Source organism: Caloramator proteoclasticus DSM 10124 (assembly GCF_900129265.1).
Lineage (GTDB): Bacteria > Bacillota > Clostridia > Clostridiales > Caloramatoraceae > Thermobrachium > Thermobrachium proteoclasticum.
The window spans coordinates 17,040-41,623 of record NZ_FQVG01000013.1; the positions used below are offsets into that span (position 1 = coordinate 17,040).

Here is a 24,584-nt window from a genome sequence, read left to right on the forward strand (position 1 = left end):
GTTTAGAAGGTGCCTGAGATGGAAAATATGGTTGAAATTAATAATGTTTTTTATGGATATAAAAAACACGACCAAGCAGAAGAGTTTTTGGCACTAAGGGGTGTCAATTTAAAGGTAAAAATAGGTGAGTTTCTTGTAGTGATTGGGCATAATGGTTCGGGCAAATCTACTCTTTCAAAGCACATAAATGCAATCTATCTTCCCAAAGAAGGAGAAGTAATAGTTAACGGAATGAATACAAAAGATATTAGTAAGCTTTGGGATATTAGACAATCAGCAGGGATGGTATTTCAAAATCCCGATAATCAGATAGTTGCAACAATAGTGGAGGAGGATGTAGCCTTTGGGCCTGAAAATATGGGGGTTGAGCCAAAAGAAATTAGAAAAAGGGTGGAAAGTGCACTAAAGGCGGTGAGAATGGAAGAATATTCAAAACACGCACCACATCTGTTGTCGGGTGGACAAAAACAGAGGGTTGCAATAGCAGGTATATTGGCAATGAAGCCTAAGTGCATTATATTAGATGAACCCACCGCAATGCTTGACCCATCAGGAAGAAAAGAAGTAATAGAGACAATAAAGAAGTTAAATAAAGAAGAAGGAATAACTATTATATTAATTACTCATTTTATGGAAGAGGCTGTTGATGCAGATAGAGTTGTAGTTATGGATGATGGAAAAATTGTTGCAGAGGGAACTCCAAGAGAAGTTTTTTCAAAGGTAGAGCTACTAAAAAAATTAGGATTAGATGTTCCTCAGGTTACGGAGCTTGCTTATGAACTTAAAAAAAGCGGATTAAATATAAGACAAGATATAATAACTATTGATGAGTTGGTGGAGGAGCTATGTCAATTAAGGTAAATAATCTAACATTTAAATATATGGTAGGCACTCCCTTTGAAAAAACAGCTTTAGATAATGTGTCCTTTGAAATAAAAGATGGTGAGTTTATAGGTTTAATAGGTCATACTGGTTCAGGAAAATCAACTCTTATCCAGCATCTAAATGGTCTTTTGAAACCAACATCTGGTGAAATATATATAGATGATGAGTGTATAACAGCTAAGGGTGTTGATTTAAAAAGAATAAGACAGTTAGTTGGTTTGGTATTTCAATATCCTGAACATCAACTTTTTGAAGAAACTGTTTTTAAAGATGTTTCCTATGGACCTAAAAATTTAGGTTTAGATGAAGAGGAAATAGAAAGTAGAGTAAAATGGGCACTTAGTATAGTGGGTATTGATTATGATAAATACAAGGATGTTTCACCCTTTGATTTAAGTGGTGGACAAAAAAGAAGAGTTGCAATTGCAGGTGTGCTTGCGATGCAGCCTAAGGTTTTAATATTGGATGAGCCAACAGCAGGACTTGATCCAAAGGGAAGAGATGAGATTTTACAAAACATAAAAAATCTGCATAAGAAGTCAAAAATGACCATCATTTTAGTATCCCACAGTATGGATGATGTTGCTGAGTTGGCAGATAAACTAATTGTAATGTATAGAGGTAAAAATATTATTCAGGGTACTCCAAAGGAAGTGTTTAGGAATGTTGAAACGTTAGAGTCAATAGGACTTGCTGTACCTCAAGTAAAATATTTGGTACAAAGTCTAAATAAGAAGGGCTTCAATTTAAATGAAGATATCATTACTGTTAGCGAAGCGAAGGATGCTATTCTAAAGGCATTAAGGAGAGAAAAGAAATGATTAGGGACATTACTTTAGGTCAATATCTTCCTGGAGACTCTGTGATTCATAGATTAGACCCCAGAGTTAAAATAATACTTTCAACATTATATGTTGTTAACTTATTCATAATAAATAAATTCATTGGATATTTGTATGTAGCTGTTTTTACAGCCTTTGTGATATTTATAGCCAAGATACCCTTTAAATATATAATGAAAAGCTTAAAGCCAATTATATGGTTATTACTTTTTACAGCGGTATTTAATGTACTGCTAACTCCAGGTGAAATAGTTTATGCAAGATTTGGGCCATTTACAATAACAGATAAGGGTATATATCTTGCAGGTTTTATGATAATTAGAATAGTATTTTTAATTGTCGGAACCTCTGTTTTAACCTTGACTACCTCACCAATAGCTCTAACAGATGGAATTGAACTATTATTAAATCCGTTTAAAAAGATAGGTGTACCAGCACACGAACTTGCTATGATGATGACAATTGCATTAAGGTTTATTCCAACATTGATAGACGAAACTGATAAAATAATTAAAGCACAAAAGGCAAGAGGTGCTGATTTTGAATCTGGAAATATTATAAATAGAGCAAAGAATTTAATTCCAATACTTGTACCTTTATTTATAAATTCCTTTAGACGTGCTGATGAACTCGCATTAGCGATGGAAGCAAGATGCTATAAGGGTGGAGAAGGTAGAACAAGGATGAAACAGTTTAATATAGAGAAAAATGACTATATATCTATTGTTGTTATGGTATGTTTTATTATTATCTCTATATTAAGTAGGAGATAAGTATGAAAAATATTAAATTAATTATTGAATATGATGGTACTAACTATGTAGGCTGGCAAAAACAAAAAAATGGGCTTTCGGTTTCAGAAGTTATAGAAAAGGCCATTTTCGAGGTAACTAAACAAAGCATTGAATTGATAGGTTCAGGAAGAACAGATGCAGGTGTCCACGCAAGAGGGCAAGTGGCAAATTTTTTGATAGAAACTAAAATTCAACCTGAAAGGCTAAAGGACGCAATTAATAGTAAACTCCCAACAGATATTACTATCGTTAAATCTATAGAGGTAGATAGGGAGTTTCATTCAAGATATAACAGTAAAGGAAAATGGTATAGCTATACAATTTTTAACAGATTAGAGCCATCTCCATTTTATAATAAATATTCAGCACATATAAAATATAATCTTGATTTGGATAAGATGAAAAGTGCAGCACAGTATTTAATTGGTACCCACGATTTTGCTGCATTTAGATCAGAAGGAAGTTCAGTTAAGACAACAATTAGAACAATATATAGTATAGACATAACAAAAATAGGTGATATAATTCGATTAGATTACAAGGGAGATGGATTCCTTTATAATATGGTAAGAATAATAACAGGTACATTAATTGATGTAGGCAGGGGCAAAAAAAGTACTATGGATATTCCAAAAATATTAGAATCAAAGGATAGAAGGTTAGCAGGTTTTACTGCACCAGCCTGTGGTTTGTGTCTGGAAGAAGTTTATTATTAAATTAAGCTTGACACACCCGGCTCAATGTATTAAAATAAAAAATGGTGTAATTTACGATACTAAGATCCACTGGCCCCGGATCTTTATCGATAGAGAGATTTAATAAGTCAAGGAGGGAAAATGATGAAAACATACATGGCAAAAGCTCAAGAAGTTGAAAGAAAATGGTATGTTGTTGATGCTACTGACAAGACATTAGGAAGACTTGCAAGCCAAATAGCTACAATATTAAGAGGAAAGCATAAGGCAATCTACACTCCAAACGTAGATACTGGTGACTTTGTAATAGTTATAAATGCTGATAAGGTTGCTTTAACTGGTAAGAAGTTAGATCAAAAACTTTACAGACATCACTCACTATATCCAGGTGGATTAAAGGAAATCCCATACAGAAGACTATTAGAAACTAAGCCAGAATTAGCAATAGAAGAAGCAGTTAGAAGAATGTTACCAAAGGGACCATTAGGAAGAAAGATGGCAAAGAAGCTTAAGGTATACAGAGGTGCAGAACACAATCACCACGCTCAAAAGCCAGAAGTACTTGAATTAAAGTATTAATGTGGTGTGAAGGGAGGAAGGAAAGATGGCAAAGGTTCAATACTTTGGAACAGGTAGAAGAAAGACTTCAGTAGCAAGAGTAAGATTAGTTCCAGGAGAAGGAAACATAGTTATAAATAAAAGAGATATAGACAACTACTTTGGTCTTGAAACTCTTAAGGTTATAGTTAAGCAACCACTTGTTTTAACTGGAACTCTTGACAAGTATGATGTACTTGTAAATGTTCACGGTGGTGGATTTACAGGTCAAGCAGGTGCTATAAGACACGGTATAGCAAGAGCACTTGTTCAAGCTGATGCTGACTTAAGACCAGTTCTTAAGAAGGCAGGTTTCCTAACAAGAGACCCAAGAATGGTAGAAAGAAAGAAGTACGGTCTAAAGAAGGCAAGAAGAGCACCACAATTCTCAAAGAGATAATATGCCTATTATATATACTGGAACTGCATATGCAGTTCCAGTTTTATTTTTTGCATTTGTTATTATTATTTAGTTAATGCATATAATAATTATTGAATAACGAAAATAGGGTGATAGGATGTTAAAAAGATATATTGCTTTAATCATAGTAATAACAATAGGAATTGTATTATATATAAAGTTGCCTGTATTGGGTTTTAACACAAATAAAGTTGTAATAATTGATGCAGGGCACGGAGGAATAGACCCAGGTGCTATAGGAAGAGATGGAACAATTGAAAAGGATATAAACTTAAATATAGCTCAAAAGCTTAAAGGATATCTTGAGGATGCAGGATATACTTGTATAATGATAAGAGAGATTGATGAGGGGTTATATAGTGAATATGGTAGGATACGAGATAAAAAGAATGAAGACTTGCGAAACAGAAAGCAGTTTATAAAGAAATATAAGGCAGACCTATTTATAAGCATACACTTAAATTTCTTCCCTGAAAGCCAGTATTATGGGGCACAGGTCTTTTACCCTAAAAATGATACAGAGAGTGAGAAAATAGCAAAACTTATTCAGCAGGAGCTAATTAAAACTCTAAACCGAGGCAATAAGAGAGAAGCGAAAGGTACAAACGATATATATGTAATAAGAGACAACCAAATACCATCTATTTTAATAGAATGTGGTTTTTTATCAAACTATGAAGAGGAACAACTACTTAAATCAGAAATCTATCAAAATAAAATAGCATGGGCTATATTTAAAGGTATTTCATCGTATTACCTGGGAAATAGTAAATAAGCACAAACAAACAGCTCTTAAAGTAACACTTTAAGAGCTGTTTAAATACTACTGTAATGTTTTTACTATATCCCTTGTAGTTAGAGCAATTTTATATGCGTGATCTCCAACTCTTTCAAGGTTTGTCAAACAATCAAGGAATATCATACCGCTGTTAGGATTACATATACATTTATTCAACCTATCTATGTGGTCTTTTCTTAACTGTTTTTCAACAGAATCAATCTTCTGCTCAAGTTCTACAACTTCATCTACCTTCTCTAAATCTCTATTCTTTAAAGCTTCAAGAGCTTTGCTGAAGGATGTATGACAAAGTTCAAAGAAGTACTTTAACTCAACGGAGGCTTCTTCAGAAAAATTGACATAGTGGTTAAATTTATATTCTGCAAGATCCAAAAGATTTATAGCGTGGTCTCCTACACGTTCCATATCGTTTATCATATTATAAAGGTTCATAATTACTTCTGATTCACCATATGTTGGATTTTTCATAGATAAGGTAGTTAAAAAGTTCATTAATGCATCCTCAAGATAATCAAGTAAATCCTCATCCTTTTGTATTTGATTTATGATATTTCTTCTATAATCAAATATAAGATTAAAGGATTTTTCAAGGTTTAAAAGTGCTATCTCACCCATTCTACTAATTTCCTTTATGCATTGCTCAATTGCAACGGATGGTGTATTTGTAACAATAGGATTTAAATATTTAAATCTTTTTGTGCTATTATCTGCCTTAAGAGGATATATATTATTTAATAGTCCCTTTACTATTGGATTTGAAAATAATATTGAAAAAAATGAGCCAAATATGTTAGTTAAAATGTGCAAAATTATAATGTTTAATGATATATAGGGGGTTGTATATAGAAAAAACGGATTAATTAAATAAATAATATATATTGCAGCAGCTCCCATTATATTAATAATTAAATGTATGAAGGATGTAATTATTATATGTCTTTCCTGTTTATAGGATTTAAATAAAACATAAAATGCAGAACCTATATTAGCACCTATTATAATGAATAAAGCAGAATTAAATCCTATAATGTTGTTTTGAACAAATGGAATAAGAAGTATGACTACTGCATTACTGCTTCTAAAAATAAGTGCAATTATTATCCCTACAAAAAAGCTTGAAATGTAGTTGTTTTTTATAAGGTGTATTAGCTGGTTTTCTATTGTTCCAGATTTAATATAAATTAAAGATACTAAAAGAAGACCTATGCTTAAAAGAATCTGACCTAAATTAAATATATTTTTCTTAGTATTTTTATTAACAAATATAACTATAAATGTTCCTGCAAATATTAATAAATAAGGTACTACTGAAATATTAAGAAGTATAATAACTGGGATTAAAGAGGCACCAATATTTACACCACATATAAAATATAAAATATTAACAAAATCAATAGAACCAGCCTCAAGAATACTTGAATAGGATGTTGCTGAAATAGTACTGCTTTCTGTTATAAAGGAAAATATTATTCCTTCAAACAAAGAGTACAATTTGCTTACATTCTTATGTTTAAATTTATTATGAAACCAAGAGCTAAAATAATTTTGAGATGAATGACTAAGCATAGATAACGAGAAAATAAGTAAACCTATTCCACCTAATAAATTATAAATTTGTGTTTTCATATGTATTCCCCCAATGTTATATTCACTAATATTATTATAACAAAAGGATTTTTTAAATTACATAAAAAAGTATAATAAAGTTATTTTATTGTAAAAAATTATCTAAAAAGGTGCCAGGAACAATGGGAATTTCAAAATACCTTGTTCGTGGCACCCTATACTAATTATTCATCCTTCTTCATACAGTGTGGACAAGGATAATAGAAGGGATGGTCTAAAAGCAGTGAAGCTTCATTTAATGAGCTATACATATCAATAGCTTCTTTATCAATGCTATCAATATTACATTCTGTTTTTTCATTTACTAAATCGTGTAGAGTCTTTTTTTCTATATCATATAGATATCTTTTACCATAGTAGGGTTCTTCGTATCTTCTCATCCTCTTCACTCCTTAAAATCAAGTACCATTTGTGCTATGTTATTTGAGTGGTCACCTATTCTTTCGATGTTACTTATTAAATCTAAGAATATTGTACCACTTGCAGTTGAACATACACCCTTGTTTAATCTATCTATATGTTCATTTCTAAGTTGCTTTTCCATCATATCTATTTTTCCTTCAGCCTCAAGAACCTTTTGTGCTAAACTAAAATCAAAATTCTTTAGAGCTTCTACTGATGAATCGACCGCATATTTTGCCACACCATAAATCTCTTGAAGTTCCTTTATAGCTTCATCTGAGAATACCAATTTGTTATCAATTCTAAACTGTGCAAGTTCTGCTATATTGTCAGCGTGATCACCAATTCTTTCAATGTCGTTTACAACGTGGAATAGTGAAGTTATAATTTCTGAATCGTGTTCTGAAAGAGAAGTATTAGATAGAGCCACCATAAAGGCTGTTATTTCTCTTTCAAGGAAGTTTACTACTTGTTCAACTTCAAATACCTTGTTTATTAATTTAGTATCTTCATTGAAGAAGGCTTCCATAGATCTTGTTAAATTTTCTGAAGCAATTTGTCCCATTCTTGAAACTTCTTTAATAACTTGGCCAACAGCTATTGATGGTGTTTCAAGAAGTCTTGAATCTAAGTGTTCTAAAGTCATTGCAGTTGCTTCCTTTTCTTCACCAGGAACTAACCACTTAACCCATTTAACAAGTAGAGGTATGAATGGTGCTTGAATTATTACGTTTGTTAAATTAAATATTGTATGGGCATTTGCAATTTGTCTTTTTATATCTCCACCAAGCATAGGAATTAGCTTTACTACTATAGGCAAAATAGCCATAAATATTAGAGTACCAATTAAATTAAATGAAAGATGTATAAATGATGCTCTTCTTGCGTTTTTACTTGCACCAATACTTGCAAGCATTGCTGTAACACAAGTACCTATGTTATCACCAAATAGTATTGGAAGAGCAACATTAAGTGGTAGTGCATTAATTCCAGCAAGAGCCTGAAGAATACCAATTGTGGCACTACTACTTTGAACAACTGCTGTCATTCCAAGTCCTACAAATACTCCAAGTATTGGGTGAGTACCTAAGGTTATAATTAGATTTCTAAACCCATCCATCTGAGCAAGTGGCTTCATTGAGTGTTCCATCATTTTCATACCTACAAATAGAACACCAAAACCAAATACTATTTCTCCAATATCCTTAGTTTTCTTCTTATTTGAGAACATAAGCATTGCAGCACCAATTGCAAGTATTAGTGGTGCAACATCTGTTAGCTTAAAAGCAATAAGTTGTGCAGTCATTGTAGTACCAATGTTTGCACCCATTATAACACCTGCTGCTTGATATAGATTCATAAGTCCTGCATTAACAAAACCAACTGTCATAACAGTTGTAGCAGATGAACTTTGGATAATTGCAGTAACAATTGCACCAACAGTAATTGCAAGTATTCTGTTAGTTGTTAAAACTTCAAGTATTCTTTTAAGTTTTTCTCCTGCAGCCTTTTGGAGTCCTCCTCCCATCATATGCATACCATAGACGAAAAGACCAAGGCCACCTAACAGTTCAAAAACCATTTTTGCATTCATAATATACCCCCATCTTTTACATTATTAAACGCGTAAATAGAAATATTTTTACGCGTCCATTTTCGACAATATTACTCTTTAAAATATGTTTTTCTACATACGATTTAGATTATACTTATCTTATGTTAATTCTGTGTTAAGTTTGTGTTAATAAAACAAAATATTTAACCAAGTGATAAAATAGGATTAACATTAAATTAACAATACCCTATATTAATTATACATTTGAATAAATACTTTTAAAAGTATAAAATTAAATAGGGGTGATTAATTTGTATTTAAAGGAGATAGAATCATTTAAAAATAGAATAATATCAGAAATCAGTATAGATGAAAGATGTGCAAGTTATGTGGATTTTCCGGAGAATATATCGGATGAATTAAAGGAGTTTTTAATTAAAAGAGGTTTTACAAAACTTTACTCACATCAAAGGGAGATGTTTGAACATTCAAAGCAGGGTGAAAATGTTATTATAACAACTCAGACAGCAAGTGGTAAAACTTTGAGTTTTTTACTTCCTGTAATAGATGAGATACTTAAAGATAATAAAACAAGAGCTATATTTGTATATCCTACAAAGGCCCTTGCAAATGATCAGTTTAGAAACATTCTTCCCTTTATTGAACATTTTGGAGAAGACAGAATACAAGCAGGTATATATGATGGGGATACCCCCCCTAACGAAAGAACAAGAATTAGAAAAACAGCAAATATAATTCTTACAAATCCTGAAATGCTAAATTCAGCCTTTTTACCTAATCATAGTCTATATGGGTTTAATCACGTTTTTTCTAAGTTAAAGTTTTTTGTTGTAGATGAACTTCACGTTTACAGAGGTGCCTTTGGTTCTCATATGGCTAATATAATTAGAAGACTAAAGAGAGTTTGTAAATACTATAGGTCAAACCCTCAATATCTTTTTAGCTCAGCAACAATAGCAAATCCAAAGGAACTTGCAGAAACATTAACAGCTGAAGAATTCTATCACGTTAAGAAGGATGGTTCCCCATCCCATAAAAAACACATTTATATTTGGCAGCCCCCATATGTTAGAGATTCTGAATATCGCAAGACACCAGAAGAAGAGGCTGCAGAAATTATACCGGATATGATTCAAAATGGAAGAAGATTTATTACATTTTGTAAAAGTAGGCGTGAAGTTGAGGTTGTTTTAAAGGAAACGCGTGATAAGTTAGCAAATGTTGAAGATATACCAAGCCTTCTTGATTTAACAGATAAGATAGCAGGATATAGAGGTGGATATAAAAAGGAAGAGAGAAAGGATATAGAAAAAAGGCTTGTTAAGGAAGAAATTAATGGTGTAATAGCAACAAATGCTTTAGAACTTGGAATAGATATAGGGGATATTGATATTGTAATATGCTCTGGATTTCCAGGAACTAAGGCATCCTTTTGGCAGCAGGTAGGACGTGCAGGAAGGCGTAAAGAAGCTGTTGGAATACTAATACTTGATGTTGGGCCAATTGACCAATATATAGCTGTAAATAGCGAATTTTTATTAAAGACAGGCGTAGAAAATGCAGTTTTAGATAAGAATAATCTTTTTATTCAGCTTGCCCACGTAAGAGCAGCTGCAGCAGAATTACCACTTACTCTTGATGATGCAGAACTGTTTCCAGATATAGCAGAGATAATACCTGTTCTCTTAAAGGCAGGAGAGTTAAAAAATGATGGTGGAATATTTACTTGGATTGGGAAGGAACATCCTGCAGGAGATTTTAGCTTAAGAAATATATCAAGGGATATTTATAAGGTTATAAACAAAGTAAATGGGGAAATGCTTACAGAGATGGATGAGTATCAAGCCTTCCACGAAGTATATGAAAAGGCTATCTATATGCACGATGGTGTTCAATATATGGTGGAAAAGCTTGATTTAGTAAATAGAATAGCAACAGTTTTTCCAATAGAAGTTAATTATTTTACTGTTCCCTTTACAGATACAATGGTAAATATAATAAAGGAGTTTAAAAATATTAATTTTGCAAGAACCACTGCTACCTTTGGCGACGTTTTAATTAAAGAGGCAGTTGTGGCATATAAGATGATACAGTTTCACAATAGGCAAAACTTAGGATTCGAATCAATAAAGGATAACCTATTTACCACTCTTGAGACTGAAGGGCTTTGGTATTTAATACCGAATGATGTCGATGATGTTTTAAACCTTTATACAGAATTTAATTATTATAACGGCATTAAACATTCACTTCTTACCGCAGCAAGAATAAGAACAATGGCAACGGCTGAGGATATTGGAGCAACTATGTTTAACACAGTTGAAAAGGATGGAGAAATAAAGAGGGCCTATGTTATACTATATGATTTATACCCAGGCGGATTGGGATTTACAGAGAAGGCCTTTGATTTTGCAAAGGAGATATTGGTTGATGCTATAAATTTGGTTAGAAATTGCAAATGCAAGGATGGATGTCCTGCCTGTGTAGGGGATTATCATTTGGATAAAAAGATGGTTCTATGGGCACTTGAGGGTATGATGAAACAGGTTGAGGAGAGTCCTAAAATAACTAAAAAGGTGGAAGAGGTTGTTGTAGAAGAAAGTAAATATTTTAAATTAGAAGAGCTTCAATTTAAATGGAATGATTATAGAAATTTCTTAAAATCAAGAAGTGAATCCTTTTTAGGATTCTTTAATATAGTAGATGAAGTTGAAGTTAGAGGTAATGTACTTATTTTAAATGTTGAGTCTGCCTTCTTTAGAGAATGGGTAATGGATACCTTAAATAAAGTAAAGATAGAAAATATAATAAAAAGATATGTTGAGGTTAAGGATAATTTTTCTATAGATGTTAATATAAAAAAATCTGAAAGCAAAATAGATAAAATAATAAGAAGATACGATGATTTAATAAGGTAGGTGAGAATTTGCTAAGTTTATTTGATAAGTTAAACAGCTTTCAAAGAAGGGCAGTTGAGACAGATGAAAAGTATGTGGCATTAAGGGCAAGTGTAGGAAGTGGTAAAACAACGGTTATAGTCTATAGGGTATTGTATCTTCATCTTATAAAAAAAGTACCGTTAAATAAAATTATGGTGGTTACCTTTACAAATAAAGCAGCAGAGGAGTTAAAGGAGAGGCTTAAAAATAATATAGATGAGGAAATAAAATATATAGGTACCTTCCATAGTATTGCAAACAGGATATTAAGAGAAAATGTGGATATAGATAGATATGGTTATACCAGAGATTTTAAAATAATAACTTACGAAGAGGCTGGAGAGATATTAAATAATATAGTAAAAGAGGGGAGGTTAAATATAAAATACAAATCTAAAATACAAAAAAGAATAGAAGAATTTAAAAATGGTAATCTACTTTATGCTAATATGAAAAAGGAAGACGATATCGAAAAGCTCTATGAAGAATATAAACGGGTTAAGAAGGAAAAAAACATAATGGATTATGAGGATTTAATTATAAATTGCTGTGACTTTTTAAATGAAGAATTAGATTTTGAACATATAATAGTAGATGAATTTCAGGATACCGATTATATGCAGCTAAAACTTATAGAAAAGATTGCAGGAAAAAGAGGGAGTATATTTGTTGTAGGAGATCCAAATCAAACTATATACTCCTTTAGAACAGGAACAAAAAATATATTTAATTCTTTTATAGAGAAATATAATGCAAGAACCTATGATCTTCCTATAAACTACAGGTCAACAAGAACAATTACGGAGGCAGCAGCAGCTTTAATAGGTGAAAAAATACATTGTGAAAGGGAATATGGAGAACCAATCAAGATAACAAGCCATTATGATGCCTTTAATGAAGCAAACTATATATTAAGAAGAATAAAGGAATTAAAGGAAAAAGGAGTATATCTTAAGGATATTGCTGTGCTTTTTCGAAGACAGGCACAGGGAGAGCTTCTATATGATGTATTAAGCCGTGAAGTTGAGTGTGAATTTATAAAGGGATTAGAAACAGAACAGGACAGGATAAACAGAGAGTCTGTAAAGCTTCTTACACTTCATTCCTCAAAGGGATTAGAGTTTAGATATGTTTTTATAGTTGGGGTAAATGAGGGTAATATACCAATATCAACCAAAAGAGAGATTGAAGAAGAGGAACTTAGACTTTTCTTTGTTGGTGTTACGAGGGCAAAGGAAGCTCTTGAGATATCTTATATAAAAAGTCCGTCCTATTTTGGGTTTAAGGGATATAAGAGTCAGTATATATCTATGCTTCCTAAAAATCTTTTATTGGAACAGGATAACAGCTCAAAATATACTTTAAATGAAATTTACGATATGTTAAGATTAGAAAAAGAAAAGAAAAATATAGAAAAGAAGGTTACACATAAAAAATATGGAGAAGGTGTAGTAATATATGAGGATGACAATGTATTAAAGGTTAAATTTGATTCCTATGGAGAGAAGGAGTTTTTAAAGTTGTTTTGTCAAGGAGAATTTATTTAAGGGGGAATTTGTGTGGGAGAATTTAAAAATAACAACGAATTAAATGATGAACCAATTAGGCTTGGGTTTAAGGATGTGCTTGCTATGACAATCGCAGCAATTGAAGTACTTTTGCCAATTGCACTTTTATTTGCAGGTATAATGGGTATAGTATTTTTTATTCTATTGAAGTTTTGGATTAAGTAGGGAGGAATTAGATGCACTTTTTGAAGGAGAGATTAAAAGGTATTTATCAAAATAACAAATTATTTTTTTTGGCAGTATTTTTACTATTTATTAAAAGTATATCCATTTTAGCACATATAGTAACTGATACAAAGAGTTTTGCCATTTTTTACACAATAGGCTGTATACCATCATACCTATTATATTTCTCATATATTGTCATTTTGATGTCCTTTTATTTTCTATTTAGAGGGAAGTTTAAAGTTTACTATTTGTTTTGCATAAATTTTTTTGTTACTATATTGTTTTTAATTGATATTTGGTATTTTAGAGGCTTTGGCAGTTTTTTATCAGTACATTCATTGATGCAGACTGGAAATTTATATAATTTATCAGATAGTATAAAATCTCTAATAAAGTTTTATGATTTATTTTTGTTTTTGGATATTTTAGTATTATTCTATTTTTATAAAAAACAAGAGGTAAATGTATCTAAAAAGAGTGTACAAGCTAAAGCATTTACCATTTCATTGTTAGTTTCAATTATTTTTATAATAGAACCAGTGGACGCAATGATTTTATTTAACACTAAAAAACAAGCGATATATCAAATGACATATTCACCAAAGGTTACGATATCCAATTTATCCCCAATTGGATATCACGTTTTTGACGTATTCAATTATATAAAAGAATGTAGGCATATAGAACTTACAGAACAGGAAAAGATAGATATAAAGGAATGGTTTAATAAAAAAGAAAATATAGAAGGGGAAAATGAATATAAGGGTCTATTTAAAGGTAAAAATTTGATTTATATACAGGTCGAATCCTTAGAGAACTTTGTTATAAATAAGAGCATTAATGGAAAAGAGATAACTCCTAATTTAAATAGACTTTTGAAAAATAGCATCTATTTTAATAATTATCACGAACAGACTCACAATGGTATTAGTTCAGATGGAGACCTTATTGTAAATACTTCGTTATTTCCAGTTAGGAGAGGAAGTACATTCTTTAGATATCCAGATAATACCTATAATTCTTTACCTAAAATATTAAAAAAATATGGTTATTATACCCACGCAATACATTCAGATAAAGGTCCCTATTGGAATTGGATGAGGGCATTATATTCAATAGGATTTGATAAATGTACAGATGAAACAAGTTTTAATGTTGATGAGAAGATAGGTTTAGGATTAAGTGATGAATCCTATTTGAAACAGATAGTTCCATTAATTAAAACTCAAAGACAGCCCTTTTACACCTTTATTGTAACATTAACAAGCCATATGCCCTTTAATATTGATGAAAAATATAGGGGTTTAAATTTAAACAAAGAACTTAATGAGTCATATTTGGGTGGATATTTTGAAAGCATTCATTATACAGACAAATGTTTAGGAATGTTTATCGATGAACTTGATAAACAGGGACTATTAGATAATACAGTTGTTGTAATATCAGGTGATCACGAGGGGGTTCATAAGTATTATCAAAATAGTATAGAAAATCTAAGCCAAAAAGAGGATTGGTGGCTTATTAATAACAAAGAGATACCTCTCATAGTGTACCATAAAGGAATGGAGCAAAGGACAATTGATACAATTGGTGGACAAGTTGACCTTTTACCAACAATATGTTATCTGCTTGGAATAGAAAGCAGAGAATATCAAGATACTGCAATAGGCAGAGTTTTACTTAATACTAATTTAAATTTTACAGTATTAGATAATGGAAGTGTTATTGGAGAAGTTGATGAAGAAACAAAGAGGCACGCACTAAAGGGAATTGAAATTTCAGATAAAATCATAAGCTCAAATTATTTTAAACAAAGATAAGGGCAAAGCCCTTATCTTTTATAATAAAGTAATTCCTAATTCGCTACACTTTTTTACTACGTCTTCTGGCCAAACAGATGATTGAACTTCACCAATATGAGCCTTTCTTAAAAAGAACATACATATTCTTGACTGACCAATTCCTCCACCCACTGTAAATGGAAGTTCTTCCTGTAAAATCATTTTGTGGAATGGCATCTCTAATCTTTCACTGCAATTACACTTTTCAACTTGATAAAGTAGAGCATCCTTATCTACTCTAATTCCCATAGAAGACAATTCAAAGGCACAGTCTAAGATAGGGTAGTAGAATATTATATCACCATTTAATTTCCAATCATCATAATCAGGGGAGCGTCCATCGTGTTTTATACCTGATTTTAAATAATCTCCTATCTGCATTAAGAAAATTGCCCCATACTTTTTACAGGCTTCATATTCCCTTTCCTTTGGTGAAAGTTCTTTATACATATCCTCAAGTTCCTGTGTTGTAATAAATGTTATTTCTTCAGGTAAAATAGGTGTAATATGGGGATACAAGCTGTAAACATAAAGTTCAGTTTGCTTAAAAACACTATAAATATCTTTAACTATTTGTTTTAATGTTTGAGTGTTTCTTTGTTCCTTTAGAATTATTTTTTCCCAGTCCCACTGATCAACATATATTGAATGAAGTGCATCAAGTTCCTCATCGCGTCTTATTGCATTCATATCAGTATATAGGCCTTCTCCAGGTTTGAATCCATATCTTTTTAGAGCATACCTTTTCCACTTTGCAAGGGACTGAACAACTTCAAGTGTTTCTTCTTTTATATCGTAGGCGTCAAAGGATACTGTTCTTTCAACTCCGTTTAAATAGTCATTTAAGCCTGTTGACTTTTGAACAAATAGTGGAGCAGAAACTCTTGTTAAGTTAAGCTTTTGAGATAAAGCAGATTCAAAGTAGTCCTTTAATCTTTTTATTGCAATTTCAGTTTCCTTTAAATCAAGTGTAGGTTTATAATCATAGCATACCTTCCATTCCATAATAGTTCCTCCTTGATAAAATTTATTTATATGTATGTAGCGCTACAAAATTACAAAATAAAAAACCCTTCATCCCTATAATGGGACGAAAGGTTAACTTCCGCGGTACCACCCAAATTGGCATAAAACCCACTTTCAGTACGGAGAAAAACTCGATACTGTACTCCTTTTAACGGTAGAGTAATCCGCCCAAGTCTACTCTCATTTAAATGATTTCGGTTGGGAGCTTAGGGATGTTCTTCAATATAGGCATCGTACTGGTCTTCCACCGTCACCAGCTCGCTTTAACTACTTCCTATATCTACTCTTCCCCTCATCGCTTTTTACTAATTATAAAATGAAATTTAAAATATGTCAACATTCAATTTTTAAAAAATTTAAAGTTTTTAAATGACTAATTTATACTTTTATTTTTGATGTATTTTTGATAAATATACAGTTTTTTTATATTAAATATAATTTCAATATAAATATCAACTATTGCTCAAATATACTTGCTTATGGTATAATCAAATGTTGTTAAAACTTTTATACGAAGGAGCGTTAGGTATGAGCTTATATAAAAAGTGGGAAGAACTTGCAGATTCAAAGGTTAATGCACCAGACTATGAAGAGTTCTGGACAGATTATCTAAAGAAGGAACAATTAATCTACAAGGACATATTAGAAAATAAGAAAAACATTATTGAAGGAAAGTTAAAGGATCTTGCTAATCAATATGGTGTTGATGAACTTACATTTGCTGCGTTTGTATCAGGTATTAATACAAGCTTAGTGAATCCAGTAGATGAAGAAAAATTAGAAGAAGATACAGAACTTAAGCTTGAAATAGATTTTGAAAAGCTATATTACAATATGCTTGATGCAAAGGCAAACTGGTTATATGAACTTCCAGAATGGGATGGCATTTTAACAGTTGAAAGAAGAAAAGAGATAAGAAAAGAATACAACAAGTCAAAGATAGTTGTAAATGAAAATAAGGTTGGTAGAAACGATCCTTGTCCTTGTGGTTCAGGTAAGAAATATAAGAAGTGTTGTGGAAAATAAGGTGCATCTGCACCTTATTTTTTTAATATATTATTTTTAAAAGTGCATAATAATTTAAAGAACGATATATATAAACAACATATTGTATTTTTTATATAAATAAATTATAATATAATTAAATAATAAACAATTTTTATTACTATTTATATCAGATAAAAATATAAACAATAGTTTGCTATTTTATTATAAAAAAATTTGTATATTTTAAAAATTTTAGTTTAAATTTTCTTTTAAATTTACCATTTTAAAAATAATATGATAAAATATTATTAGTTTTTCAAGAAATTTATCTAATTTAAAAGTAAAAATATAAGTTAGAGTAAATATAATAAATTATTTCAGTTCACCAATTAAGGTGAATTTTATTATTGACATAAAATTAAATTTACAAATACAACCTATAATTTTAGTAATCAAATAAAAAAACAATAGTATAATATTAATATTTAAATTGGTATAGAAGGAAGGTCTTAGTATGATGAAGGTTTTGCGATGTGGCATAGATGTAGGTTCCACAACAGTAAAACTTGTTTTACTTGGGAAAAATGGGGAGATACTCTTTAAAAGATATCAAAGACATTACTCTGATATTAAAGGAACTCTTAAGGCTCTATTGAAGGAGCTTTTAGATGAATTTGGAGATTTAGATTTTAAGGTTAAGGTTACAGGTTCAGGTGGACTTTCAATTTCAAAGTGGACAAATATACCCTTTGAGCAGGAAGTTGTAGCTTTAACCTATGCGGTAGAAAAACTAATAAGAGAAGTTGATGTTGCTATAGAACTTGGTGGAGAGGATGCAAAAATTACATATTTTAAAAATGGAATAGAGCAGAGAATGAACGGAACCTGTGCAGGAGGTACAGGTGCATTTATAGACCAAATGGCAGGTTTACTTAATACAGATGCAGATGGATTAAATGAACTTGCAAAGGATTATGAGATAATATATCCAATTGCTTCAAGATGTGGTGTTTTTGCTAAAACGGATGTACAACCTCTATTAAATGAGGGAGCAAGAAAAGAGGATATAGCTGCATCTATTTTTCAAGCAGTAGTAAACCAAACTATAAGTGGACTTGCCTGTGGTAGACCTATAAAGGGCAAAGTTGCATTTTTAGGAGGGCCTCTATACTTTTTATCAGAGCTTAGAAGAAGGTTTGTAGAAACTCTTGACCTAAAAGAAGAGGATGTTTATATACCACAAAATTCACAAGTATTTGTGGCAATAGGAGCAGCACTTTTAAGTAGCAACAGCAATTTGTACAAATTAAGTGAAATTATAAATAAATTAGATGAAGCAGCAGATATAAAAGAGGTAGATGAAGATATATTAGAACCTTTATTTAAGGATGAAGAGGAGTATTTAGAATTTAAAAATAGACACGAGAAAAACAGGGTTAAAAGAAGAGAATTAGAAACCTATGAAGGGGAATGCTTCTTAGGAATAGATGCAGGTTCAACTACGACAAAGGTAGCATTAATAGATAAAGAAGGAAATCTTCTATATTCCTTTTACTCCAGCAACCAAGGAAGCCCATTAAACTCTATAATAGAAGCTCTAAAGGATCTATATAGGAACTTAAACGATAAAACATATATTGCAAAATCTGCAGTTACAGGCTATGGAGAACAGCTATTAAAAAATGCATTGAATATAGACATTGGCGAAGTTGAAACTGTTGCACATTTTAGAGCTGCTGATTATTTCTTAGATGGAGTGGACTTTATATTAGACATAGGCGGACAGGATATGAAATGTCTTACTGTAAAGGATGGAATAATTGAAAATATTATGTTAAATGAAGCCTGCTCATCTGGATGTGGATCTTTTATTGAGGGGTTTGCAAAGTCTCTTGGGATGTCAATAGAGGATTTTGCAAAGTCAGCACTTTTTGCAAAACATCCTGTAGACTTAGGAAGTAGATGTACAGTTTTTATGAATTCAAAGGTAAAGCAGGCACAAAAGGAAGGTGCAACTGTTGAGGATATTTCAGCAGGACTTTCATACTCTGTTATAAAAAATGCCCTTTTTAAGGTTATTAAACTTAAGGATTCAAAGGATATTGGAAGCAAGGTTGTAGTGCAGGGCGGTACCTTCTACAACGATGCAGTTTTAAGGGCTTTTGAAAAAATAACAGGGCTTAATGTTGTAAGACCTGATATATCAGGAATAATGGGTGCCTTTGGAGCTGCACTTATAGCAAAGGATAGCTATACTGATGGAGAAAAATCAAAAATATTAAAGTTAGAGGAGATAAATAGCTTAACATATTCAAACGAAATAAAAAGGTGTAAACTATGTACAAACAATTGCCTTCTTACTATTACAAGAATAAATGATAAAAGTGTTGTAACGGGTAATAGATGTGAAAGAGGAGCAGGAATAGAAAATACAAAGGAGAAGCTACCAAATCTTTATGAATATAAATATAACAAACTGTTTAGCTATAAACCTTTAGATGATAACCAAGCTATAAGAGGAAGTGTTGGAATACCAAGAGTACTTAATATGTATGAAGATTATCCCTTCTGGTTTACTTTCTTTACTGAGCTTAAATTTAAAGTTATACTATCAGATACATCAACAAGAAGGTTATATGAACTTGGAATGGATACAATTCCTTCAGACACAGTATGCTATCCTGCAAAGATTGTGCACGGACATATAGTAAACTTAATAAACAAGGGAGCAAACTTTATTTTCTATCCAGCATTGCCCTATGAAAAGATAGAATTTAGTGATGCCCACAACCATTATAACTGTCCAGTTGTAACATCCTATAGTGAAGTAATTAAAAACAATATGGATATCTTAAACGAAAGGGGAATAAAGTTTTTAAATCCATTCCTACCCTTTGATGATAAGGAAAAACTAAAGAGTAGATTGGCGGAAGAACTTTTTGATTTTAATATACCGTTTGAAGAAATAAGTAGAGCAGTAGATAAGGCAGACAAGGAATTAGATAGATTTAAAGAGGATATAAGAAGAAAGGGACAGGAAGTATTAGAATATATTGAAAAGAATCATAAAAAGGCTATTGTACTTGCAGGACGCCCATATCATTTAGATAAAGAAATAAATCACGGAATAGATAGACTTATAGTATCACAGGGCTTTTGTGTTTTAACAGAGGATAGTATTGCTCATCTTGGTAAATTAGATGAACCTTTAAGGGTTGTAGACCAATGGGCATATCATTCAAGACTCTATAGGGCTGCAAGCTTTGTTGCAAGAAGTAAAAATTTAGAGCTTGTTCAACTTACATCCTTTGGATGTGGGCTTGACGCTATAACTTCTGACCAAGTTAAAGAACTGCTTGAAGCCTATGGTAAGATTTATACTTTAATTAAAATAGATGAAATAAATAACTTAGGGGCAGTAAAAATCAGAATTAGGTCACTTAAAGCTGCAGTAGAAGAAAGGGATAAGTTAAACTTTGTTCCAAAGAGAATAAAAACATACAGTGAAAAGGTTACTTTTACAAAGGATATGAAGAAAAAACATACAATACTTGCACCACAGATGGCACCAATTCATTTTGAATTAGTACAGGAGGCCTTTAGATGGGCAGGATACAATCTTGAGGTTCTTCCATCAGTTGATAAAAATGCAATAGATGAGGGACTAAAATATGTAAATAATGATGCCTGCTACCCTTCAATTATTGTAGTTGGACAACTTATGAGTGCACTAAAGTCGGGTAAGTATGACCTTAACAACACCTCTGTTATAATTTCTCAAACAGGGGGAGGATGTAGAGCCACAAACTATATAGGATTTTTAAGGAAAGCACTTTCAGATGCAGGACTCTCACACATTCCTGTAATATCACTAAATGCCGTTGGACTTGAAAAAAATCCAGGTTTTAAGGTAACACTTCCAATGCTTCATAGGGGAGTTATGGCACTACTGCTTGGAGACTTAATTATGAGGCTTTTATACAGAACAAGACCATATGAAAAGGAAAAGGGAAGCTGTGACAGGCTCTATGAAAAATGGATTAATAGATGTAAAAGAGTAGTAAAAAGTGGAAGTGTTTTTGAGTATAAGAAGGTTGTAACTGATATGATTGCAGACTTTGAAGCTGTAGAGATAGAAGAAACAAGAAAGCCAAGAGTTGGTGTAGTAGGTGAAATACTTGTTAAGTTCCATCCAACAGCAAATAACGATATTGTAAAGCTAATAGAGGAAGAGGGAGGAGAGGCTGTAGTTCCTGACCTTGTTGATTTCTTCTTGTATAGTGCCTACGATGCAGAATATAAGCATAAGTATTTATCGGGTAGCAAAAAGGCAAAGATTTTAGGAAATGCAACTATAAAAATAGTTGAGATGTATAGGAATGTGATAAGAAGGGCTCTTGAGAATTCATCAAGATTTGAGGTACCAACAACTATTTACCATTTAGCTGAAAAGGCAAAGGAAATAATAGATTTAGGAAATCAAACAGGAGAAGGATGGCTTCTAACGGCAGAGATGATTGAGCTAATTGAAATGGGAGTGCCAAACATTGCGTGTCTTCAACCCTTTGCCTGTCTTCCAAACCACGTAACAGGAAAGGGAGTTGCAAAGGCATTAAGGGAAAGATATAAGGATGTAAATATAGTTGCAATAGATTATGACCCAGGGGCAAGTGAAGTAAATCAAGTAAACAGGCTTAAACTTATGATGTCTGTAGCCCACAGGAGGGTGTTAGAATCAGCACAAAAATATATGGACAGCAACATACTACAAGAGGCAAGCGTAGCGGACGAAAACTAAACGGTCAAAAAAATAATAGTCTATAAGGGAGTATGCAAGAGCCAGTTGGGATAAAATTAAACCAACTGGCTCTTATAATCATACTATTATTCTTAATTTTACTTGCCTTTGATGGTACATAAAGTGTAAAGTTTTTATCCTTCTCTTTTGTTTAAATTATTTTAAAAACTCATACAAATTGACACTACTTAAGCGTTTAATTTTGTTGTAGAATTATAGAGAAGGGAGTGATTTATTTGTTAGGAAAGATGAAGGAATATGTAAGGAGAGAGAATAAGTTTATATTTAGTTTCGAGAATGGAGAGGGCATTATAGAGGTAATAAGTGATACAATTATAAACGTTTTTGTTCCAATGAAATATAAGGAACATAATTCAAAGGCTATTGAGAATTTAAAAACAAAGGAAGCAAACATATTAGAAAAAAGATATGAAGATAGAGTAGAGATAGAAACTAATGACGTCATTGTTGTAATATATGATAACTTTAGGGTAGATTTTTATGATAAACAGAAAAATCCATTATGTTTAGATTATGATGGTGAGAGAAGCCCATTTATAAGACGAGGAAATACTTCAATTGCAGAGGGAGAAGGAATAAGTACACAGACAGATTTTAAACCTCATAAAATAGAAGTTATAAAAAAGATGCTTGGAGACGAATATTTTTATGGATTTGGAGAAAAAACAGGACATCTTAATAAAAGAGGATATTACTACGAGATGTGGAATACAGATGATCCAAAACCCCACGTTGAAAACTATACAACACTATATAAATCTATTCCTTTTTTTATTACACTAAGAGAAAATAAGGCCTTTGGTATATTCTTTGACAACACCTTTAAAACATATTTTGATATGGGAAAGGAAAACAGTAGTTACTACTATTTTGGTGCCGATGATGGTAATTTGGATTATTATTTTACCTATGGTCCAAAGGTAGTTGATGTTATTGATGGATATACATATTTAACAGGGAGAACACCACTTCCTCAAATGTGGACACTTGGCTATCAGCAGTGTAGATGGAGTTATGCTCCAGAGAGCAGGGTTTTAGAGATTGCAGAAAACTTTAGAAAAAGGGATATCCCCTGTGATGTAATATATCTTGATATAGATTATATGGATGGATATAGGGTGTTTACTTGGGATAAGGAGAAATTTAAAGATCCAAAGGCCTTTACAGACAGGCTAAAGGATATGGGCTTTAAGGTTGTAACAATTATCGACCCAGGTGTTAAAAAGGATAAGGGATACTATGTTTATGATGAAGGAATAGAAAATGGATATTTTGCAACGGATAAGGATGGTATTCCTTATGTAAATGAGGTTTGGCCAGGAGAATCTTTATATCCTGATTTTTCTGATGAGAGGGTTAGAAGATGGTGGTCGGAAAAGCAAAGGGTTATGGTAGATAGTGGTGTAGCTGGTATTTGGAATGATATGAACGAACCAGCATCCTTTAGAGGACCACTTCCAGATGATGTTCAGTTTAAAAACGATGGTTATCCAACAGATCATAGGGAGATTCACAATGTATATGGACATCTTATGTCAAAGTCTACCTATGAGGGGTTAAAAAGATATACCGATAAAAGACCATTTGTTATAACAAGGGCGTGTTTTGCAGGGACGCAAAAATATTCAACAGTTTGGACAGGAGATAACCATAGTTTCTTTGAACATTTAAGAATGGCAGTTCCTATGCTTTTAAATTTAGGATTATCAGGTTTTGCCTTCTGCGGAACAGATGTTGGAGGCTTTCAGTTTGATTGTACTCCAGAGCTTTTATCAAGATGGGTACAACTTGGATGCTTTACTCCACTATTTAGAAACCACTCCTGTATACATACAAGAGACCAAGAACCTTGGGCCTTTGATGAAAGGACAGAGGAGATAAATAGAAAATATATAAAGCTAAGATACAAGCTTCTACCATACTTATATGATTTATTCTACCAAGCAGAAGAAAAAGGACTTCCAATAATGAGGCCTCTATTTATGCATTATATGGAGGATAAGAATACCTACGAATTAAACGATGAATTTTTATTTGGTGAAAATATTTTAGTTGCACCAATATTAGAGCAGGGAAAAACCTTTAGAGCAGTATATCTACCAGAAGGTGTATGGTATGATTATTGGACAGGAGAAGTATTTGAAGGAAATAGGGTAGTTCTAAAGGATGCTCCAATTGATATCTGCCCAATATATATAAAGGCAGGTAGTATTATACCAACATACAGAGAGATGAATTATGTAGGAGAAAAGGAATTGGATGAAGTAGAATTTGAAGTTTATAAGGGTAATGGAAGCTATCTTCACTATGAAGATGATAGAGAGACCTTTAATTATAGGGAAGGAGAATATAATCTTTACAAATTAGTACAAACAGAACAAGAGAACTTTGTAAATATAAGTTTTAGTGTTGAACATAAAGGATATGATAAGGGTTATAAAAAGGCAAAGATTAGATTAAAGAACATCAAGGCAGAAAAGGTTACAGTAAATGATGTTGAAGTTAAAGCAGAAGTTTATGGAAATGATACAGTAGTTTCTTTAGAGATTAAAGATTGTCAAATAAAATTCTATATATAGGAAATTAGCCGGCTTAACGC

The 24,584-nt window shown here is 31.9% G+C and carries 18 protein-coding genes and 1 other annotated feature; of the genes, 14 read left to right on the forward strand and 4 right to left on the reverse strand.

Annotated elements, in window-relative coordinates; all coding sequences use genetic code 11:
* The first annotated feature begins 18 nt into the window (after nt 1-18).
* The 7 genes from BUB63_RS04725 (at nt 19) to cwlD (ending at nt 5,009) form a co-directional block, all read left to right on the forward strand.
* Nucleotides 19-861: an energy-coupling factor transporter ATPase gene (locus tag BUB63_RS04725; RefSeq protein ID WP_073248120.1), complete on the forward strand. Its 843-nt coding sequence runs from the start codon at nt 19-21 to the stop codon at nt 859-861.
* Nucleotides 846-1,706, forward strand: a complete 861-nt coding sequence (locus tag BUB63_RS04730) for an energy-coupling factor transporter ATPase (RefSeq protein WP_073248121.1) — start codon at nt 846-848, stop codon at nt 1,704-1,706. Before BUB63_RS04725 ends, BUB63_RS04730 begins: the two co-directional genes overlap by 16 nt.
* Nucleotides 1,703-2,500 (forward strand): energy-coupling factor transporter transmembrane component T family protein, encoded by a 798-nt coding sequence (locus BUB63_RS04735; RefSeq protein ID WP_073248122.1) that lies wholly within the window; start codon nt 1,703-1,705, stop codon nt 2,498-2,500. Before BUB63_RS04730 ends, BUB63_RS04735 begins: the two co-directional genes overlap by 4 nt.
* A gap of 2 nt (nt 2,501-2,502) precedes the next feature.
* Nucleotides 2,503-3,237 carry a tRNA pseudouridine(38-40) synthase TruA gene (truA, locus tag BUB63_RS04740; protein ID WP_073248123.1) on the forward strand — a complete coding sequence of 245 codons (735 nt, stop codon included), beginning with the start codon at nt 2,503-2,505 and terminating at the stop codon, nt 3,235-3,237.
* Nucleotides 3,238-3,360: 123 nt separating this feature from the next.
* Nucleotides 3,361-3,795 (forward strand): 50S ribosomal protein L13, encoded by a 435-nt coding sequence (gene rplM / locus BUB63_RS04745; RefSeq protein WP_035166393.1) that lies wholly within the window; start codon nt 3,361-3,363, stop codon nt 3,793-3,795.
* Between the two features lie 25 nt (nt 3,796-3,820).
* On the forward strand, nt 3,821-4,213 hold the full coding sequence (gene rpsI, locus BUB63_RS04750) for a 30S ribosomal protein S9 (protein WP_027309158.1): 393 nt from the start codon (nt 3,821-3,823) through the stop codon (nt 4,211-4,213).
* A gap of 118 nt (nt 4,214-4,331) precedes the next feature.
* A complete protein-coding gene (cwlD, locus tag BUB63_RS04755) occupies nt 4,332-5,009 on the forward strand; it encodes an N-acetylmuramoyl-L-alanine amidase CwlD (protein ID WP_027309159.1) in 678 nt (225 codons plus the stop codon).
* A 48-nt stretch (nt 5,010-5,057) separates the two neighbouring features.
* Here the strand turns inward: cwlD and BUB63_RS04760 are convergent, their stop codons facing one another.
* From BUB63_RS04760 to BUB63_RS04770, 3 genes are all read right to left on the reverse strand, one after another.
* Nucleotides 5,058-6,659, reverse strand: a complete 1,602-nt coding sequence (locus BUB63_RS04760; RefSeq protein WP_073248124.1) for a Na/Pi cotransporter family protein — start codon at nt 6,657-6,659, stop codon at nt 5,058-5,060.
* A 164-nt stretch (nt 6,660-6,823) separates the two neighbouring features.
* The gene (locus BUB63_RS04765; protein ID WP_073248125.1) at nt 6,824-7,039 is read right to left on the reverse strand and encodes a hypothetical protein; all 216 of its coding nucleotides are present in this window, start codon (nt 7,037-7,039) and stop codon (nt 6,824-6,826) included.
* Nucleotides 7,040-7,044: 5 nt separating this feature from the next.
* The gene (locus BUB63_RS04770) at nt 7,045-8,655 is read right to left on the reverse strand and encodes a Na/Pi cotransporter family protein (protein WP_073248126.1); all 1,611 of its coding nucleotides are present in this window, start codon (nt 8,653-8,655) and stop codon (nt 7,045-7,047) included.
* 272 nt (nt 8,656-8,927) lie between these two features.
* Here BUB63_RS04770 and BUB63_RS04775 point away from each other — a divergent pair, with 272 nt between their 5' ends.
* The 4 genes from BUB63_RS04775 to BUB63_RS04785 are packed head-to-tail and all read left to right on the forward strand — an operon-like array spanning nt 8,928 to nt 15,132.
* Nucleotides 8,928-11,555 (forward strand): DEAD/DEAH box helicase, encoded by a 2,628-nt coding sequence (locus BUB63_RS04775; protein WP_143290240.1) that lies wholly within the window; start codon nt 8,928-8,930, stop codon nt 11,553-11,555.
* Nucleotides 11,556-11,563: 8 nt separating this feature from the next.
* Complete coding sequence (locus BUB63_RS04780) at nt 11,564-13,123, forward strand: ATP-dependent helicase (protein ID WP_073248127.1); 1,560 nt, start codon at nt 11,564-11,566, stop codon at nt 13,121-13,123.
* Nucleotides 13,124-13,135: 12 nt separating this feature from the next.
* Nucleotides 13,136-13,309 (forward strand): hypothetical protein, encoded by a 174-nt coding sequence (locus BUB63_RS13590; RefSeq protein WP_156897887.1) that lies wholly within the window; start codon nt 13,136-13,138, stop codon nt 13,307-13,309.
* 11 nt (nt 13,310-13,320) lie between these two features.
* A complete protein-coding gene (locus BUB63_RS04785) occupies nt 13,321-15,132 on the forward strand; it encodes an LTA synthase family protein (protein WP_073248129.1) in 1,812 nt (603 codons plus the stop codon).
* An 18-nt stretch (nt 15,133-15,150) separates the two neighbouring features.
* Here the strand turns inward: BUB63_RS04785 and asnA are convergent, their stop codons facing one another.
* On the reverse strand, nt 15,151-16,158 hold the full coding sequence (gene asnA / locus BUB63_RS04790; protein WP_073248131.1) for an aspartate--ammonia ligase: 1,008 nt from the start codon (nt 16,156-16,158) through the stop codon (nt 15,151-15,153).
* 78 nt (nt 16,159-16,236) lie between these two features.
* Nucleotides 16,237-16,484 (reverse strand) — a binding site (T-box leader).
* Between the two features lie 223 nt (nt 16,485-16,707).
* On the opposite strand from asnA, the gene BUB63_RS04795 reads away from it, so the two are divergent.
* The 3 genes from BUB63_RS04795 (at nt 16,708) to BUB63_RS04805 (ending at nt 24,564) form a co-directional block, all read left to right on the forward strand.
* Nucleotides 16,708-17,205 (forward strand): SEC-C metal-binding domain-containing protein, encoded by a 498-nt coding sequence (locus tag BUB63_RS04795; RefSeq protein ID WP_073248133.1) that lies wholly within the window; start codon nt 16,708-16,710, stop codon nt 17,203-17,205.
* Nucleotides 17,206-17,680: 475 nt separating this feature from the next.
* On the forward strand, nt 17,681-21,964 hold the full coding sequence (locus BUB63_RS04800; protein WP_073248135.1) for a 2-hydroxyacyl-CoA dehydratase: 4,284 nt from the start codon (nt 17,681-17,683) through the stop codon (nt 21,962-21,964).
* Between the two features lie 248 nt (nt 21,965-22,212).
* The gene (locus tag BUB63_RS04805) at nt 22,213-24,564 is read left to right on the forward strand and encodes a glycoside hydrolase family 31 protein (protein ID WP_143290241.1); all 2,352 of its coding nucleotides are present in this window, start codon (nt 22,213-22,215) and stop codon (nt 24,562-24,564) included.
* The last annotated feature ends 20 nt before the right edge of the window (nt 24,565-24,584 follow it).

Excerpts from the sequence above, each read along its gene's own strand:
- BUB63_RS04725 (WP_073248120.1), top strand. The coding sequence starts at position 19 with ATGGAAAATATGGTTGAAATTAATAATGTTTTTTATGGATATAAAAAA.
- BUB63_RS04730 (WP_073248121.1), top strand. The coding sequence starts at position 846 with ATGTCAATTAAGGTAAATAATCTAACATTTAAATATATGGTAGGCACT.
- BUB63_RS04735 (WP_073248122.1), top strand. The coding sequence starts at position 1,703 with ATGATTAGGGACATTACTTTAGGTCAATATCTTCCTGGAGACTCTGTG.
- truA (WP_073248123.1), top strand. The coding sequence starts at position 2,503 with ATGAAAAATATTAAATTAATTATTGAATATGATGGTACTAACTATGTA.
- rplM (WP_035166393.1), top strand. The coding sequence starts at position 3,361 with ATGAAAACATACATGGCAAAAGCTCAAGAAGTTGAAAGAAAATGGTAT.
- rpsI (WP_027309158.1), top strand. The coding sequence starts at position 3,821 with ATGGCAAAGGTTCAATACTTTGGAACAGGTAGAAGAAAGACTTCAGTA.
- cwlD (WP_027309159.1), top strand. The coding sequence starts at position 4,332 with ATGTTAAAAAGATATATTGCTTTAATCATAGTAATAACAATAGGAATT.
- BUB63_RS04760 (WP_073248124.1), bottom strand. The coding sequence starts at position 6,659 with ATGAAAACACAAATTTATAATTTATTAGGTGGAATAGGTTTACTTATT.
- BUB63_RS04765 (WP_073248125.1), bottom strand. The coding sequence starts at position 7,039 with ATGAGAAGATACGAAGAACCCTACTATGGTAAAAGATATCTATATGAT.
- BUB63_RS04770 (WP_073248126.1), bottom strand. The coding sequence starts at position 8,655 with ATGAATGCAAAAATGGTTTTTGAACTGTTAGGTGGCCTTGGTCTTTTC.
- BUB63_RS04785 (WP_073248129.1), top strand. The coding sequence starts at position 13,321 with ATGCACTTTTTGAAGGAGAGATTAAAAGGTATTTATCAAAATAACAAA.
- asnA (WP_073248131.1), bottom strand. The coding sequence starts at position 16,158 with ATGGAATGGAAGGTATGCTATGATTATAAACCTACACTTGATTTAAAG.
- BUB63_RS04795 (WP_073248133.1), top strand. The coding sequence starts at position 16,708 with ATGAGCTTATATAAAAAGTGGGAAGAACTTGCAGATTCAAAGGTTAAT.
- BUB63_RS04800 (WP_073248135.1), top strand. The coding sequence starts at position 17,681 with ATGATGAAGGTTTTGCGATGTGGCATAGATGTAGGTTCCACAACAGTA.
- BUB63_RS04805 (WP_143290241.1), top strand. The coding sequence starts at position 22,213 with ATGAAGGAATATGTAAGGAGAGAGAATAAGTTTATATTTAGTTTCGAG.